This is a genomic window from Actinoplanes sp. NPDC049599 (genome assembly GCF_044465625.1).
Classification (GTDB): Bacteria; Actinomycetota; Actinomycetes; order Mycobacteriales; family Micromonosporaceae; genus Actinoplanes.
This window is the reverse complement of the sequence record NZ_JBITLX010000010.1, coordinates 1-14,701: the sequence shown is the minus strand read 5'-3', so window position 1 is coordinate 14,701 and position 14,701 is coordinate 1. Positions and strand designations below refer to the sequence as shown.

Here is a 14,701-nt window from a genome sequence, read left to right as displayed (position 1 = left end):
GCGGCGACCATGTCCACCGCGACGAGATCAGGCGGTGCGCAGGCCGAGCCCGGCCCGCGAGCAGCACCGGTGGACGACGTGCCGCCGACCACCCTCAAAAGGTATGACGCCTTTATCTCGTACAGCCATGCCCAGAGCCGGGCCGTGGCTGTGGCCCTGCAGCGAGAACTCGAGCGTTTCGCCAAGCCCTGGTACCGGTCGCGGCGACTACGGATCTTCCGGGATGAGACCGACCTCGCGGCCTCGCCGCACCTGTGGTCCGTGATCGAACAGGCGTTGGCGGCGTCGCAATGGTTGATTCTCATGGCATCATCCGACGCCGCGCGATCCCCGTGGGTGCGCCGGGAGGTCGCGTGGTGGCTGGCGAACAGGTCCGTCGAGCGGATCCTCATCGCTGTCACGGGGGGAGAGGTCGCGTGGGCCGACGACGACGTCGACTGGGACCGGACGGACGCGCTGCCCCAGGAACTCGCCGGATCGTTCGCCGACGAACCACTGTGGGTGGATCTGCGACGCCTCGTGCCGAGCCCATCGGCGAACACAGACCTCGGCACCGCCGGCGGCCGACCGGTGCATCTCGGTGATCTCGTGGCCGAATTCGCCGCCCCGATCCACGGCCGGGACAAGGACAGCCTGGTCGGCGAGCACGTCCGTCAGCTTCGCCGCACCCGGCGCACGGTCCAGTCGGCCGTCGCCGCGCTGACCGTCCTGCTGACCGTCGCCGTCACGGCGGGGATCGTCGCTGTCGGCCAACGCAATGACGCTGTCCGGCAACGCGACCTGGCGAACGCGCGGCGCGTCGCGGCGCAGGCCGATGCCCTCCGCGAACGGCGCCCGGACCTGTCTCTGCTGCTGGCCGTGGAGGCACTGAAGATCGCCCCGGTCGCGGAGGCGCAGGCCAGCATCGCGGCAACGCTCGGTCGGAGCCACTTCGCGGGCTCGTTGCCGGGCAGCCAGGATCAGATCAACGACGTGGACGCGCACCCGGCCGGGCGGACCGTCGCGACGGCGAGCAGCGACGGCGCCGTCGTGTTGTGGGACATCTCCGATCGGCTGCGCCGCACCCGGCTGTCCACGCTGACCGGCTCGGCCGGTCCGGTCGAGGCGATCGACTTCGATCGCGGCGGGCACCTCCTGGCGGCCGCCGGCCCGATGGCCACCGTGCTGTGGGATGTCACCGATCAGGCTCGGCCACGCAGGCTGGCACAGCTCGCCGGATCGGCGGCTGTCAGGTTCAGCCCGACCGTCGATGTCCTGTTCGCGGCCGGCGCACTCTGGGACGTCAGTGATCGAAGCCGTCCGGTGAGGCTGGCGTCCGTGCCGGCCGGCGCTGCGGTGCGCGACGCGGACATCAGCGATGACGGCCGAACGCTCGCCGTGGCCGCCCGGCCGAACCCGACAACCCTGTGGGACGTCACCAACCCTCGCCGGCCGTCACGCCTCGCGGAGATCGGCGAGCCCGGCGATGCGGTGGCCGTGAACGCGGACGGCCGCTTCCTGGCGCTCGCTCCTCGTGACGGTCCCGCCCAGGTCTGGCGCATCAGCAACCGCGCTCGGCCGGTCGCGGCGGGATCACTGGCCGGCGCAACCGGCACGACCGTATTCGACATCGCCTTCAGCCCGGATGCAAGCACGGTCGCCACCGCCGAGGGCGACGGCACCGGGGTATGGAGCTTCAAGGATCCCGAGCATCCGGTGCAGTCGTTCCGGCTGCACGGGCACGCACACGAGGTGTACGCGGTGACGTACGCGATGGGTGGGCAGCGCTTGGTCACCGGCGGCCCCGACGGCGTGGCGCTGGTGTGGTCCACGGTCGATCAGGAGAACGCGATCCAGCTCGCGCGCCTGGGCTGGTACGACGCTGAACCCGACATTCTTCGGTTCAGCCGGGATGATCAGACCCTGGTCACGGCCGGCGACGACGACGTCACCGACATCTGGGAGATCTCCGACCGGGCGGATCCCGTCCACCTGGCCGCCATCGGCTCGGCCGGGGACTTCACTTTCCAGGTCGACCTCAGCCCCGACGGCACGACGATGGTCCGTGGCGTCGCGGACCAGGCACCCACGCTTTGGGACATCACCAACCCGTCGCATCCGACGAGGCTGGCCGACGTGGGCACCGTTCCGGGTCGAGCCGATTTCGCCCCGGACGGTCGCACGCTCGTCCGGCACTCCGCCCTGAGCGGGGCCGACCTCTGGGACGTCTCGCGACGCGACCGTCCGGTCAGAATCGGCGCCGTCGGCCCGATCGCCGACACCGTCGGCAACTGGGCCGCCTTCAGCCCCGACGGGCGGACCCTGGCCATCACCGGTCCGGCCGACACAGAGCTGTGGCGCACCGCCGACCCGTACCGTCCCGTTCGCCTCTCCACGATCCACGGCGTGGGGCGGGGCGTCGCGTTCAGACCGGACGGTCGCATCCTGGCCGGCGTTGATGCCGGGTCCGTGCTGTCGCTGTGGGATGTCACACGAGCGGATCGGCCCGTTCGTGTCGGCTCCGTGCCGGGCACCAACGGCGGCTACAACGTGGTCTTCGTTCCGGACGGCCGCACAGTTGTCACCGGGAGCTCCGACGCAGTCGCCGTCGTGTGGGACGTCACCAACCCGGCAGCGCCGATCCGAGCCGGCCAGGCGAACGGGCACAGCGGCAGTGTCTACAACGTGGCGATGAGCCACGATGGACGCACGCTCGCAACCGGCAGCTCCGACCGTACGGTGGCGCTCTGGGACATGCCGGCCCAGGTCGCCGATCTGCGATCCCCGGTCGCCGTCGCGTGTGCACTCGCCGGGCCGAGCATCAGCCGAGGGGACTGGGAGCAGTACCTGCCCGACCTGCGGCGACGTGACGTCTGCTGACCGAGCGCAGCGCCGCCGGCGCCTCGCCGCACCTGGCGGACCAGGCCCGGCTGGACGTGGGGCGTGGGGTTATGGTCGGTCGATGAGTGACCGGTTCCTGGAAGTTCGGCGGATGTTCGGGGACAACCTGGCCGGCGGCGCGGATGTCGGAGCGTCCTTCTGTGCCACGGTGCGGGGCGAGACCGTCGTGGACCTGTGGGGCGGGTTCGCCGACGAGGCCCGCACGCGGCCCTGGCGCGAGGACACCATCGTCGGCGTCTACTCCACCACCAAGACCATGACCGCGCTGACGGCGCTCCTCGTCGCCGACCGCGGGGAGCTGACGTTCGAGGCGCCGGTGGCTCGTTACTGGCCGGAGTTCGCGGCCGGGGGCAAAGAAGACGTCACGGTCGCCCAGCTGATGAGCCACTCGGCGGGCCTGTGCGGCTGGCGCGAGCCGATCACGAGGGATGACCTGTACGACTGGGAGAAGGTGACCGCGCTGCTGGCCGCGCAGCAGCCGTACTGGAAGCCCGGCACGGCGTCGGGCTATCACGCGATGACCCAGGGGTACCTGGTGGGTGAGGTGGTACGGCGGATCACCGGGCGGACGCTGGGGACGGTGTTCCGGGAGGAGATCGCAGCGCCGCTGGGCGCGGACTTCCACATCGGACTGACGGCGTCCGATGACGCGCGCGTCGCCGACCTGATCCCGCCCCCGGGCCCGCCGCCGATGGGCGCCCCGGACGACAGTGAGCTGCGGGTGAACGTGGCCCGCAACCCGGAGCTCGAGGTCCCGATCACCCGGACGCGCGCGTGGCGGGGCGCGGAGATCCCGGCGGTCGGTGGTATCGGCAACGCCCGCGCGATGGCCGAGATCCACGCGATTCTGGCGAACGGCGGCATCGCGAAGGGGCGGCGGTTCATGTCCGAGGCGGGGTGCCGGCGGGCATTGCAGCCTCAGGTGGACGGCGTTGACCTGATCCTCGGCGTGCCGATGCGGTTCGGGCTGGGATTCGCCCTTGATACCGGGCTCATGCCGCACCCGGACACGCTCTACTGGGGCGGCTACGGCGGCTCGCTGGCCATCATCGACATGGACGCGCGCACCACCATCGCCTATGCGATGAACAAGATGTCCGGCACCACGACGGGCGATTTCCGTGCGCTCGGCCTGGCGATGGCGTTCTGGGCGGCGTCGGCGGCCTGACCCGGCACTTGCGACGGCCCCGGTGCTATTCGGTAGGCAGCCGCAGCCCACGGACCGGCGACGCCAGCAGCCAGCCGAGTGCCAGCGCCGCCGGCACAGCGAGCAGCAGGTACGCGACGCGGACCCCGTACGTCTGCGCGGTGAGGCCGCCGATCAGCGCGCCGAACGGCGTGCCGCCCCAGGAGATCATCCGCCCGGTGGTGTTGACCCGGCCCTGGAGGTCGTCCGGCGTGAGCAGTTGCCGCACGGTGACGCTGTTGGCGTTCACGGCCAGCCGGGCGGTCGCCCACACCGCCCACAGCGCCAGCGCCGGCACGAAGCCCGACGCTCCGGCCAGCGCCACAATGGACACGACGAACACGGCGAAGCCGGCGATCGACACCGCGCCCTGGCCGAATCGGCGGGACAGCCAGGGCAGGGCCACCGCGCCGGCCAGCGACCCGACGGCACCGGCCGCGTAGAGCAGGCCGAGGCGCCCGTCGGTGGTGCCCAGCCCCAGAGCCGTGTGCGCGTGCACGACCAGCAGGCCGATCACCCCGCCGGCCGCGGCGTTGAGGGCGAAACCCGCCAGCGTGAGCGCCCGTACGACGGGCATCTGCCACAGCCAGCGCAGGCCCTCGCCGATCTCGGTGCGCAGCCTGCGCCGGGGACCGGCCTCGCTCGCGTCCAGCGGGGTTCCGATCAGGGTGAGCAGGGCGGCGGAGACGAGGTAGGTCCCGGCGTCGGCGGCCAGCACCGCGCTCGGGTTCGCGATCGTGACCAGCAGGCCGGCGGCGGCCGGGGCGACGATCTCCACGACGATCTCGGTGGACCAGATCAGGCTGTTGGCCCGGGTCAGCCGCGCCTTGCCCACCAGGGCCACGAACGATCCCCAGGCCGCGGCGTCGAACCAGCAGAATCCACACCCGACGGCGAAGGCGACCGCGAGCACGTGCCACGTGCTCAGCACCCCGAGAGCCGCGGCGGCGGGAACAGCGATGAGCGCGGCGGCGCAGCACAGGTCGGCGGTGACCATCATGGACCGGCGCCGCAGCCGATCGGCCGCCGCGCCGGTGAGCAGGCCGAACAGCAGGTAGGGCAGCGCCTCCAGGCCGACGACCGCGGCGGTCAGGGCGGCCGATCCGCTGGTGCGGTAGGCCAGCAGGGGCAGCGCCACGGCGCTCGCGGCGGTGCCGAAGACGGAGACGGCTCTGGCCGCGTACCAGAGGGAGAAATCGCGGTCGAACAGCCGGCGCCTCTCGGCGCCGGCTGCCTCGGTGACCTCGCGCAAGGAGATTCAGATCTTGGCGAGTACGGCCAGAGCCCGCTCGTCGGTCTCGGTGAGCGAGCCGCGCCAGGCGTCGCCGGGGTGGAAACAGATGCGCGGGTCGCGGGGCTCGTCGTCGACCAGCCAGGCGTCGCCCGGGTGGAAGCAGATCCGCGGGTCGCGGGGTTCGTCGTCGGTGGTCAGGGGCATCGTGGGCTCTCCCTCAGGTCAGGCGGCCGGCTGGAGTGCCGGCCACAGGTGGTGCCCGCGCCCGGTCGGGATGACCGGTACGCCGTGCCGCACCAGGCTGAAACGCTCCAGCCCGGGGGCGATGGTGGTCGCGACTGCGATCAGTGAGTCCGCCGGGGCCAGCTCGCACACGTGGTAGTCCACGCCGCGCTCGGCAAGCATCCGGCCGGCCCGGGCCAGCCCGTCCGCCGCCGTGCCGTCGCCGGTGTCGCCGCGCAGGGCCACGCTGCGCACCGGGCCCAGCTCGTCGACCGGCATTTGTACGCAACGTTGCAGCGCGGGCCAGGCGGCGAGGCGGTCGGCGGGCGGGGTGCCGGTGGTCTCGCCGGCCAGGGTGGCGGTCTGGATCAGCTCGCTCAGTGCCCGCTCGGCCGCGTACGAACCCCAGGTCGAGGCGCCGGCGCCCAGCAGATCGGAGCCGCTGACCGCGAGGTAGGCGGGGACGCCGAGGTCGGTGGTCAGGTCGAGCAGGTGCACACTCCCGCCGGCCGCCGCGGTGGCCTCGTCGTGCAGGGTGCGCAGCGGGCGCGGCAGCGCCGCCGGCTCCACGACGTCGACCTCCGGCCGGCCCGCGACGAACCAGCGCAGCAGCGCCTGCGAGAGGGCATCGTGCTCGATCAGCTCACACAGGCCGTGGTAGACGGCCTCGGTCACGGTCAGCCCGGCGGCGGTGCCCAGGCTGGAGGAATAGCGCAGCAGGCTGCGGTAGGGCTCGACCGTGTCGCCGGGCACGGGCGCGCGGTAGTAGCGGGGATCGGCGAGGAAGGTCGGGTAACGGACGGTGCCGGCCGGGCCGCGGTATTCGGCGCAGGCCGCCGGAGCGGCCGGAAATTCCGCCGCCCAGCGCTGAACGACCAGGTCCGCGGCGAGCGCCGGCTGGGCGGCGACGGTCGAGGCGGCTACCAGTACGGTGTTGGGCGCGCTGAATCGGCGGTTGTCGCGTGTGGACATGAGGTAGCGCTCGAGGGCTTCCGCGTACGCGCTCACGGTGCCCTGCGCGCCCCGGCCCTTGCCGTAGCCGAGGGCGACCGGGGTCCCGTCCCGCAGCAGCCGCACCCGCATCGTCGGCCCGACCAGCTCGGCGTCCACCCGCAGGCCGAGGCGGTCGATCTCCGCGAGGACCGTGGCGACGGCCTGCTCGGCGGGCTCGGAACGGAACAGCATGCGGGACTCCCCCCATCCGGGGTGGAATGTCCCAGCAACCGTCCACTGTGTCAAGATCCCCGGCCGGGCATCCGGTGGACCGTCAGCCTCGCCAGTCCAGTCGCGCATCGATCAGGTCGGTGACGGTCTGCCACCAGCCGGCCAGCAGGGCGCTGTCGAGTTGCTGCCAATGTTTGATGTGGTGGCGGCGCGGCCGTCCGGCGACCTGGCGCAGCTCGCTGTCGAACCGGTCGAGCGGGGCGCCGGTGCCCAGGAGCGGGTAGGCCGCCTTGATGTCCAGGGCCAGCGTCAGCTCGCGCGCGATCAGGCCGGTCTTCACGATCAGGTCCGGCAGCCATCGGGCCGGGTCCATCTCCAGGTTGGCCGCGGGGAGACCCAGGTCGTACCGGTTCTCGTCCAGCAACGACAGGTAGGCCCGCGACATCGACTCACGCAGCCGATCCCAGTGCGGTATGCCGTGCAGGTCGTGCTCCGAGGTCGAGAGCGCGAACCCGGCCGCCTGTTCCGGGCGGGGCATCAGCCGGAGCCGCCCGGCGGCGCCGGCGAACACCGGCTTGGTCCACCCGTTGTCCTTCGGCACGTACGCCCGCAGCGTGTAGCCGGTCCGGTCTCCCACCGTCAGCGCGACGAGCTGGACGGGAAAGCCGGCGGGCAGCATGCCCCGCTGCATCGGCGGGTGGAACGGAGCCGGGCTGGGTGTCGGCTGGTGGACCGGCTGCCGGGCCGGAGGCTGGACCGTCGTCCGCGCCGCCGGCGGCGTCCACTGCACGGTGGCGTCGTTCCGGGCCTCGACGGCCAGCAGCGGACGGGCCCGGTCGGCGGTCAGCCGGCGGGCCGGGTCCTTCTCCAGCAGCCCCGCGAGCACCGGCCAGAGGTTCCCGACGCCCACCGGCACCGGCGGCGGCCTGGTGAGGATCGCCGCGATGGTCGCCTGCGTGTCCTCACGGTGGAACGGTGACCGTCCGGTCACCGCGGTGTAGAGGGTGACGCCGAGCGCCCACATGTCGGCGGCCGGGGCAGCGGTGTCGCCGTTGATCCGCTCCGGCGCCAGGTAGGCCGGAGAGCCGAGGATCTGCCCGGTCATGGTGAGCGCGGAAGCGTCCTCCATCGCCGCGATGCCGAAGTCGGTCAGCATGGCGCGGTCGGTGTCGATCAGAATGTTCGCCGGTTTGACGTCGCGGTGCACAGTGCCCCGGCGGTGGGCGGCACTCAGCGCGTCGAGGACCTGCAGCCCTATCTCGGCGGTCCGGGCCGACGGCAGCGCCCCGGCCTTCGCGATGACATCCGCCAGGGAAGGCCCGTCGACCAGCTCCATGACGATCCACGGCCGCCCGGCGTCGAGAGCGACGTCGTGGACGGTGACGATGTTGGCGTGGCGCAGCCGAGCCGCCGCCTGGGCCTCGCGGATCGCCCGCCGGATCCGCGGATCATCAGGATCGACAGGCCCGTGGTCGGCACCCGGCAGGTAGATCTCCTTGACCGCCACATCCCGGTCGAGCAGCGTGTCGGTGCCCTGCCAGACGGCGCCCATCCCGCCCCGGCCCAGGACCTTCCCCAGCCGATACCGACCGGCGATCACCCGAGCATCTCCACCTGTCACGCCGGAAATATAACGAACGCCACCCAAGCGACCGCGAACGCTGCGCCGACGGGAGTCCCGACTCCGCGGCCGGCCACCAGGACGAGAAGCCCTCACCTACCGCCGGGCGGGGTGTTTTGTTGGGGTTTCCGACGCGGCCGCTCTTCGCAGCCGGACCGAACCGACGCACCGGTGCGGGGCTCGCAGCCCATGGTCGGCGGCCTGACGTGCGCGTTTGTGCGAGGTGAGGCCTCAGTGCGACGCGAATACGGGGCAACCGCGAGGGATGATGCTCAAGCCCGGCGGATGGCCGATCGGTCGCGCCGGATCTAGCATGATCTCCATGAGCGACGTCGACGCCGGTGAGCTACCCGAGCCGGCGTTCGTACTCCCGACCATCCCGGCCTCAGCCGGAGCTCTGGTACGTGCCCGCAAGGGCCGCTTGCTCATCCTGAAGCCGACGTACAAGGGCGGTTGGACCATCCCGGGTGGGATTGTCGAGATCGGCGAGTCACCCTGGGAGGCGTGTCGCCGCGAAGCCAGGGAGGAGTGCGGCCTCGACGTCACCACGGGGCGGCTGGTGTGCGTGGACTTCCTGCGCCCACGGCCTGGCCGTCCGGGTGGTATGCGCTTCCTTTTCGACTGCGGCGTCTTCGACGACGCCGTCCTGGACACGGTGATCATCCAGCCGATCGAGATCGCCGAGAGCCGGATCCTGCCGATCGACACGGCGCTGCCGCTGCTGAGCGGACCGGTCCGACGTCGGGTCCGCGCCGCCTGGAAGGCAAAACGGGTGCGCTACCTCGAGGACGGCCGCCCCGTGCAGGGGATCAGCCCTTAGCGGCCGGCCGGCCGGCCGCCCGCTGCCCGGCCGGTGCCGGTCGAGTTCAGTCCGTCGAGGCGCGGGCGAGCACCCGCTCGGTCCGGTCGCTGCTCGGGAGACGGCTCGACCACCGCCTCCACCTCAACGGACAACCCGAGCTCAAGCCGGTACGAGATCCACGCCAGCAGATCCGTGCCCTGGTCCGGCGCATTCGCCGGATTGCCGGTAGTGGCCCTGACAACGCCGCCGCTGACCCGGTCCATCGCCAGCCGGGCGTCATCGAACGGCAACGCGTACCGTTCGGTCAGAACCGCCAGTACGTCACGCCGGCGCGCCCCTTGTTCGTCCGCCGCCCGCAGGTACCGGACCAGGTCCAAGGCCGTAGTTCCCCGGGCCAGGCGCACCGACATGTCTTCCGTCCACTCCACCACTGAAGGATGGCGATGCCCCATGCCACTGGCAAGCGAGCCGAAACCAAGGCAGTCGCAGCTGACAGGGCGTCAGCTGCGGTCGTCACACCGCCGACTTGACCTCAGCTCGTCCGAGGCCGTGGTCGGGGGTGCGTGCGTTGCCCGCGGAGTGGGAGCGCTGTGGTCGCCCTTTCCCCGAAAGCACGCTGCGCAGAGCTCTCGAAATCGGCGGTCGCCTGTCCCGCTCGGAATCAACGCTCGCCGTGAATGGCGATCTGCACTCGGCTCAGGTTCTGGACCCGGCCAGACGAGATCGTCCCCCCAAGGTCCCCGCGCAGCGCTGATTCCTCAGGCCGGGTGCGACTCGGCCGATTGACGGCAGTATGGGTTCCGATTCGGTGGAGGTGCAGTCGGGCTGCACTGCGAGTGCGGCGGACGCTGAGCGAGCGGTCGTCGATATCGTTGCCAGCCGGCGTGGCCGTCACGGCACGATGGTCGCGTTGTCCAGCTCGGGCGCGCGCTGCGTGGTGCTGGCCCGGATCCGCCGGGGTGAGTTCGACGAGGTTGTTGTGGTCGGTGCGCCGGATGTGGACGTGTGTGTCGCCTTGGGGTTCTCGTTGTACGGGTTCGGTGACTGGGTGAAGATCTCCCCGCACGACGCCGACGCGTGGCCCGGTGACGCCGCCACAGCCGCGGCCGTACTGGCCACCGACATTGATGTGTCCCAGCTCGGCATCGCCTGGTGCGACGGCCGGGATGTGGTCCGGTCCCGAGCCGCCCTGCTCGACTTCTTCGGAGCTGCCCGGCAGGTGTTCACGTTGCCTCCGCGGATCGATCAGGAACGCTTGCTCACCTACGATCGCGGCGGTCGCCTGTCCCGTGCGGTGATCGCGATCAGTCGGCCGTCCTCGATCGAGCCGGTGTCGTTGACTCATCTGGAGCAGTGCGGGATCCGGACCGCCGCGGATTTTGTCGGCGCCCAGGTCAACTATCTCTCCGTCCGCCGCACCGCCTACGTCATCCGGCGCGACGGCACGCCACTGCGGATCCGCGGCCTCGGCCCGGACCGGGCGCTGAGCCTTTCCACCTGGCGGCAGCGGATCGACGCCGGCCGGGCGCCGGTCTTCGGCTGACCGGTAGTGATTCGGCCCTCGCGCTACTCGCGCTCGGGGTGATCGCCGCCGGCCCGGGTCCGGTGCTCGGCACTCGGTGGTTCTGGTTCTGGCTGACATACACCGCCCCGTACGGCTTGGGTCTGGTGTTCTGGTTGCTGCGCGACCGTCCGTGGTCACGCTCCGCCCAGCTCGCCCGAACGGCCGGCGGCGAGGAAAAGCGGGACCGCGGATTTCTCGGTCTGCTGATCGGCGTCCTTGCCTCCTTCCCCATCAGCGCCCTCGTCATGGTGCTCAACGTGGCCCTTGGCGACCGGTGGGTGCCGTCGGCAGGCAGCCTGTACTGACCGCACTCTGGTCGCGCTCGCTGACCCACCGGGCGGAGGCGGGGTCGTCGGGTTCGCCACCGTCGCCACCGGCCGGGATCACGGTCCGGAACTCGGCGCCGCCGCGGTGTCACCCGCCACCTGGCCCGGCAGACCGTCGAGGATGCCCGCGCTTCCCTTGGTGGTTACCTTTGGCCCGTCGCGGCCGGGTGTACCCGCAGGTCGCCGTGGCGCGACAGCGTCGTGGGCAGGTCGACGGATCGGCCGCGCAACGTGACGTCGAGGAACGCGGCACAGGTCACGGTGGTCATCCGTACGCTTTCGGTCCGGCCGAGGGAGCCCGCCACGGCGGGTACGGGTGGCAGATAGAGCGAGGCGTCGGTGAAGGTGAGGTGTGCGCTACCGGGCACGGTGAGCCGGTAGCTGGTCGCGGTGCCGCGCTCCAGCACCTTCGACAGGACAGCGATGTAGTCGGTGTCGGCCTGATCCTGGATCGTGTGGGTGAGAGCGAGCACCGGCTGGCGCAGCGGGCCCTGGCCTGAATCGGGACCGCCGTCAAGGTTGATGACCGCGGTGAACCGTGAGTCCTGCTGGGCGGCGCGCATGGCGGCAGCCCCGCCGAGGGAGTGGCCGGTCGCCGCCGCCCGTACGGTGTCGAGCCGTCCGGTGAAAGGACCGGTGAGCTCACCGCGGTCGAGACGACCGAGCTGGGTGAGGACGAAGCTGAGATCCGCGGCCCGCACGGCGATCCAGCCCGCTCTCCGCCTGTCGTCCTCGTCCGGGTCGCCGCTCGCGGCGATCCGGGTCCGCACGGTACGGCCGTCGGCGAGCACAACCGCAGCCGAGTCGTAGGGGTGGTCGACACCGGCGACGAGGTAACCGCGGCTGGCCAGGTCCTCAGCCCACGCGGTGTTCTGCGTGCGCACACCGCCGAGCCCGGGCGAGAACAGCACAACCGGAAAGCGGCCGGCCGCCGGCGCCGCATCAAACGCCGCGTGACTGGTAGCGCGCGGCGGCCCGTCCAGCAGAAAGGACGGTGCTCCCAGGTAGTCGGCCGCCGCGGCGGCGACGGTGTCTGCCTCTCGTCGGGTACGGCCGAGGTATTGCGCCCGGGCCACACCGCGGGCAACCGACCGCGCGGGGTACCAGAGTTGCACGACGACGGTACGCGGGTCCCCGGGGTCCGGCGTGGCCGTCTCCGCACGGCCGGGGTCGGTCCACTGCACGACCGTGGTACCGACCGCAGACGCCCCGGACGGGCGCGGGAATACCGGCGTGGGCAGCGCCCAGGCCGCGATCCCACCGGCGACGACCAGAGCCAGACACGTCAATGAGCCGGGCAGCGCCAGCCACCAGCGAGCCCACCACCCGTCTCGATCGCCGCGCCGGCGCAGCAACCATGCCATCCCGGCTCCCACGCCGACGAGCAGGTCGGCAGCCAGCACCAGCAGCAACTGCCAACGCACCCCGACCGCCGTCAAGGCAACGCCGACAGCCACCACACTGACCGCACCGACGGCGATGCGACGACGGACGGCGGACGGTAGCCACCGGCCCAGGACCAGGACGACCGAGCCCAGCACGACAAGAAGCTCCCGCACGGACAGGTGAAGGCCCGGAATCATGTCAGTCACCGCAAGATCCTGCGACGCCGACGCTGAGAGCACCCTGAGCTGGTCGTGCCACCTCGTGCGAGGACTTCAGCACAGTGGGGAGCGGGCCCGCAGCTCCCCCGCCGCCCACGCGCGCGCCCGCGGAGGACTCCAGGCCTCAAGAGGCGAACAGGTGACGCTGGCACACGCCCGCCGGCTATCCGGACGGCCAACACGAGTTCAACAACGCCCTTCGCCAGCCCGCCACGCGCACTTGACGCAGCAGATGAGGACGCCGGGCGACGGTGTTCTTCCGCCGTGCCGAATCGCTTCTATCGCCGTCGTCGGGACAAGACCCGAGGCGATGAGTTCGACGACTGGAGCCACTCGGTCTGGTCGACTCCGGCGATGAGCGGAGTGGCTTTGAGATTACGGAAACCGAGTTCGAACGCGTCTGGCACTCGGACGGACAGTGACGACCCCGCCGTTCATCGGTGCCGGACCGCGGCAGATCCGGATGCGAGGCGACTACCACAGCTGGCACGGTCTCGGCGTCACTCATGACCCGTGGCTTCCGCTCGTTGTCTCCCGCCCGGGCAATCCTCGGGTGGGGCGTAGGCACGGATGGTGCTGTTGTGCCGCGGGACCTTCCCGTCGGCGGTGAGGGCCACGAAACGTTTACAGACGGGGCAGTGGCCTCGCTGTAGCCGCGAGGGTTGAGTCACCCTTGCCCCTCCTGGGTAGGCGGTTGCGGATCTTCGGCTCACCGCCGAGCCCTGACCGCCATCATGCCGTATCAAGGCCAGACAACCTTGAAGGCTTCGCTACGGAGAGCGACTCCAGGGTGGGTTGGCGCCGGTAGCTCAAGCTGTCTGTGTGCGGCAGACTTCGGCCATGGCATCGACGAATGACGCCGCAGTTGAGCCCCCAACGGGATGGGTGCAGGTGTGGTTCGCGCTACGCGGCTGCAACGCCTCTGCCTTCGGCATGGGCGCCGAGGCGCTCTCCCCCGACCGGGTTCGACTGCCGCGTGCACCCTGGTTTCCGCTGAACGCCACCAAAGGCGACATCTTCCGGGTCCAGGCCGGGGACGAGAACAAGCTCTGGGTGCAGGACAAGATTCAGGCATCTGGTTACTGCGCGATCAAGTTGATGCTTGCGGACGACAGCCCGCTCGGTCCCATCGACACCGGCACGGAGGCCATGGTGGACAAGTTCATCCCGCTGGCCGTTACGGGCTTGGGCATGTTTGGAGTGGCCGTGATCGACGTTCCGCCCGAGGCCGATCTCCGCCGCGTACGCCATCTCCTGGACGAGGGCCAACACGAAGGCTGGTGGGACTACGACGAGCTGTGCGTCACCGATGCCTGGAGGACGGCACTCACCGGATAGGTGTCATCCATCAATAGTCGATGTGCACGTGATCTTGCACCAGAAGCGGCGGCGACATGACGCGCACCGAATACCCAGTCGCAAGACGTCGTCGATGGCTGTACGTTCACCCGACAGACCTGCCCAACGCGCGCGATGCCGGGTAAGCGTGCGTCACTGAACCCAAGGATGGCGGCACCGTTCGAGTCGGGCCAGGTTCCCGCATCCACCGCTGGCAGTACGCCGATGATTCCTGCGTCGAGCCCTCCGGAGCACTATCTGCGGCAAATGAGGACGCGGCAGAGTAGCGACTGCTGCATGATCAGCCAGTGGACATGGAAGCGCGGGTCGATCTGAGCAACCTCACGCCGGTCGAGCGAGAACTGCTTCGGCTCGGCATCACGGAGTGGGAGCGCCCGGAAGGCGACAGGCAGGCCGTCGTCGACCTTCTCGGCTACGGTGATCGCCGCGAACTGCGCTCGGATGTGCCACGGCTCGCCGGCCTCCTCGATGCGTCGCGTCCCATGTCGCGCCGTGATTGCCGCCGTCTTCTGCTCGCCACCGAGTTGGCATTCGCGAGCGAAACACTGGGCTGGTCGCGTGACTGGACCTCCGACACCGGCTTCACCGACCGTGACACCATCACGGTGCTGCGCGGCATCCAGCAGAGACTGGCCGGCATAGTCTGAAGTTCCACCCCGGGACCGGACACCGGAGTTTCATGCCGCGAGGGCGATGGGTGGACGGTAGCAGACACGTGCTTCGCGTGGTGTCTGGTGTT

At 70.8% G+C, this 14,701-nt stretch carries 13 protein-coding genes; 7 read left to right on the top strand and 6 right to left on the bottom strand.

Annotation, left to right across the window (positions count from 1 at the left end):
* Positions 1-9: 9 nt before the first annotated feature.
* Entirely contained in the window at positions 10-2,859 is a 2,850-nt protein-coding gene (locus tag ACIBQZ_RS19495) for a TIR domain-containing protein (RefSeq protein ID WP_396090116.1), read from the top strand.
* An 82-nt stretch (positions 2,860-2,941) separates the two neighbouring features.
* Positions 2,942-4,048: a serine hydrolase domain-containing protein gene (locus ACIBQZ_RS19490; protein WP_396090115.1), complete on the top strand. Its 1,107-nt coding sequence runs from the start codon at positions 2,942-2,944 to the stop codon at positions 4,046-4,048.
* A 25-nt stretch (positions 4,049-4,073) separates the two neighbouring features.
* Here the strand turns inward: ACIBQZ_RS19490 and ACIBQZ_RS19485 are convergent, their stop codons facing one another.
* From ACIBQZ_RS19485 to ACIBQZ_RS19470, 4 genes are all read right to left on the bottom strand, one after another.
* On the bottom strand, positions 4,074-5,318 hold the full coding sequence (locus tag ACIBQZ_RS19485) for an MFS transporter (protein ID WP_396090114.1): 1,245 nt from the start codon (positions 5,316-5,318) through the stop codon (positions 4,074-4,076).
* Positions 5,319-5,324: 6 nt separating this feature from the next.
* The gene (locus tag ACIBQZ_RS19480; RefSeq protein WP_396090113.1) at positions 5,325-5,504 is read right to left on the bottom strand and encodes a hypothetical protein; all 180 of its coding nucleotides are present in this window, start codon (positions 5,502-5,504) and stop codon (positions 5,325-5,327) included.
* An 18-nt stretch (positions 5,505-5,522) separates the two neighbouring features.
* The gene (locus tag ACIBQZ_RS19475) at positions 5,523-6,707 is read right to left on the bottom strand and encodes a YcaO-like family protein (protein ID WP_396090112.1); all 1,185 of its coding nucleotides are present in this window, start codon (positions 6,705-6,707) and stop codon (positions 5,523-5,525) included.
* An 82-nt stretch (positions 6,708-6,789) separates the two neighbouring features.
* The gene (locus tag ACIBQZ_RS19470; protein ID WP_396090111.1) at positions 6,790-8,286 is read right to left on the bottom strand and encodes a protein kinase; all 1,497 of its coding nucleotides are present in this window, start codon (positions 8,284-8,286) and stop codon (positions 6,790-6,792) included.
* A gap of 343 nt (positions 8,287-8,629) precedes the next feature.
* Here ACIBQZ_RS19470 and ACIBQZ_RS19465 point away from each other — a divergent pair, with 343 nt between their 5' ends.
* On the top strand, positions 8,630-9,127 hold the full coding sequence (locus ACIBQZ_RS19465; RefSeq protein WP_396090110.1) for an NUDIX domain-containing protein: 498 nt from the start codon (positions 8,630-8,632) through the stop codon (positions 9,125-9,127).
* On the opposite strand, the gene ACIBQZ_RS19460 is transcribed toward ACIBQZ_RS19465, so the two are convergent.
* Positions 9,124-9,519, bottom strand: coding sequence for a hypothetical protein (locus tag ACIBQZ_RS19460; RefSeq protein ID WP_396090109.1), 396 nt, complete (start codon positions 9,517-9,519; stop codon positions 9,124-9,126). The two genes, ACIBQZ_RS19465 and ACIBQZ_RS19460, sit on opposite strands and share 4 nt — an antisense overlap.
* Before the next feature lie 500 nt (positions 9,520-10,019).
* On the opposite strand from ACIBQZ_RS19460, the gene ACIBQZ_RS19455 reads away from it, so the two are divergent.
* Complete coding sequence (locus ACIBQZ_RS19455; RefSeq protein ID WP_396090108.1) at positions 10,020-10,652, top strand: hypothetical protein; 633 nt, start codon at positions 10,020-10,022, stop codon at positions 10,650-10,652.
* Positions 10,653-10,690: 38 nt separating this feature from the next.
* A complete protein-coding gene (locus ACIBQZ_RS19450) occupies positions 10,691-10,978 on the top strand; it encodes a hypothetical protein (protein WP_396090107.1) in 288 nt (95 codons plus the stop codon).
* Positions 10,979-11,142: 164 nt separating this feature from the next.
* On the opposite strand, the gene ACIBQZ_RS19445 is transcribed toward ACIBQZ_RS19450, so the two are convergent.
* Entirely contained in the window at positions 11,143-12,582 is a 1,440-nt protein-coding gene (locus ACIBQZ_RS19445) for an alpha/beta hydrolase family protein (protein WP_396090331.1), read from the bottom strand.
* A gap of 861 nt (positions 12,583-13,443) precedes the next feature.
* Between ACIBQZ_RS19445 and ACIBQZ_RS19440 the strand changes: the two genes are divergently transcribed.
* Positions 13,444-13,941: a DUF4265 domain-containing protein gene (locus ACIBQZ_RS19440; RefSeq protein WP_396090106.1), complete on the top strand. Its 498-nt coding sequence runs from the start codon at positions 13,444-13,446 to the stop codon at positions 13,939-13,941.
* Between the two features lie 308 nt (positions 13,942-14,249).
* The gene (locus ACIBQZ_RS19435) at positions 14,250-14,609 is read left to right on the top strand and encodes a hypothetical protein (protein WP_396090105.1); all 360 of its coding nucleotides are present in this window, start codon (positions 14,250-14,252) and stop codon (positions 14,607-14,609) included.
* Positions 14,610-14,701: the final 92 nt, after the last annotated feature.

What these genes read in the sequence shown, in the direction of transcription:
- ACIBQZ_RS19440 (WP_396090106.1), top strand. Translation starts at nt 13,444, where the DNA reads ATGGCATCGACGAATGACGCCGCAGTTGAGCCCCCAACGGGATGGGTG.
- ACIBQZ_RS19460 (WP_396090109.1), bottom strand. Translation starts at nt 9,519, where the DNA reads ATGTCGGTGCGCCTGGCCCGGGGAACTACGGCCTTGGACCTGGTCCGG.
- ACIBQZ_RS19465 (WP_396090110.1), top strand. Translation starts at nt 8,630, where the DNA reads ATGAGCGACGTCGACGCCGGTGAGCTACCCGAGCCGGCGTTCGTACTC.
- ACIBQZ_RS19445 (WP_396090331.1), bottom strand. Translation starts at nt 12,582, where the DNA reads ATGATTCCGGGCCTTCACCTGTCCGTGCGGGAGCTTCTTGTCGTGCTG.
- ACIBQZ_RS19480 (WP_396090113.1), bottom strand. Translation starts at nt 5,504, where the DNA reads ATGCCCCTGACCACCGACGACGAACCCCGCGACCCGCGGATCTGCTTC.
- ACIBQZ_RS19495 (WP_396090116.1), top strand. Translation starts at nt 10, where the DNA reads ATGTCCACCGCGACGAGATCAGGCGGTGCGCAGGCCGAGCCCGGCCCG.
- ACIBQZ_RS19490 (WP_396090115.1), top strand. Translation starts at nt 2,942, where the DNA reads ATGAGTGACCGGTTCCTGGAAGTTCGGCGGATGTTCGGGGACAACCTG.
- ACIBQZ_RS19475 (WP_396090112.1), bottom strand. Translation starts at nt 6,707, where the DNA reads ATGCTGTTCCGTTCCGAGCCCGCCGAGCAGGCCGTCGCCACGGTCCTC.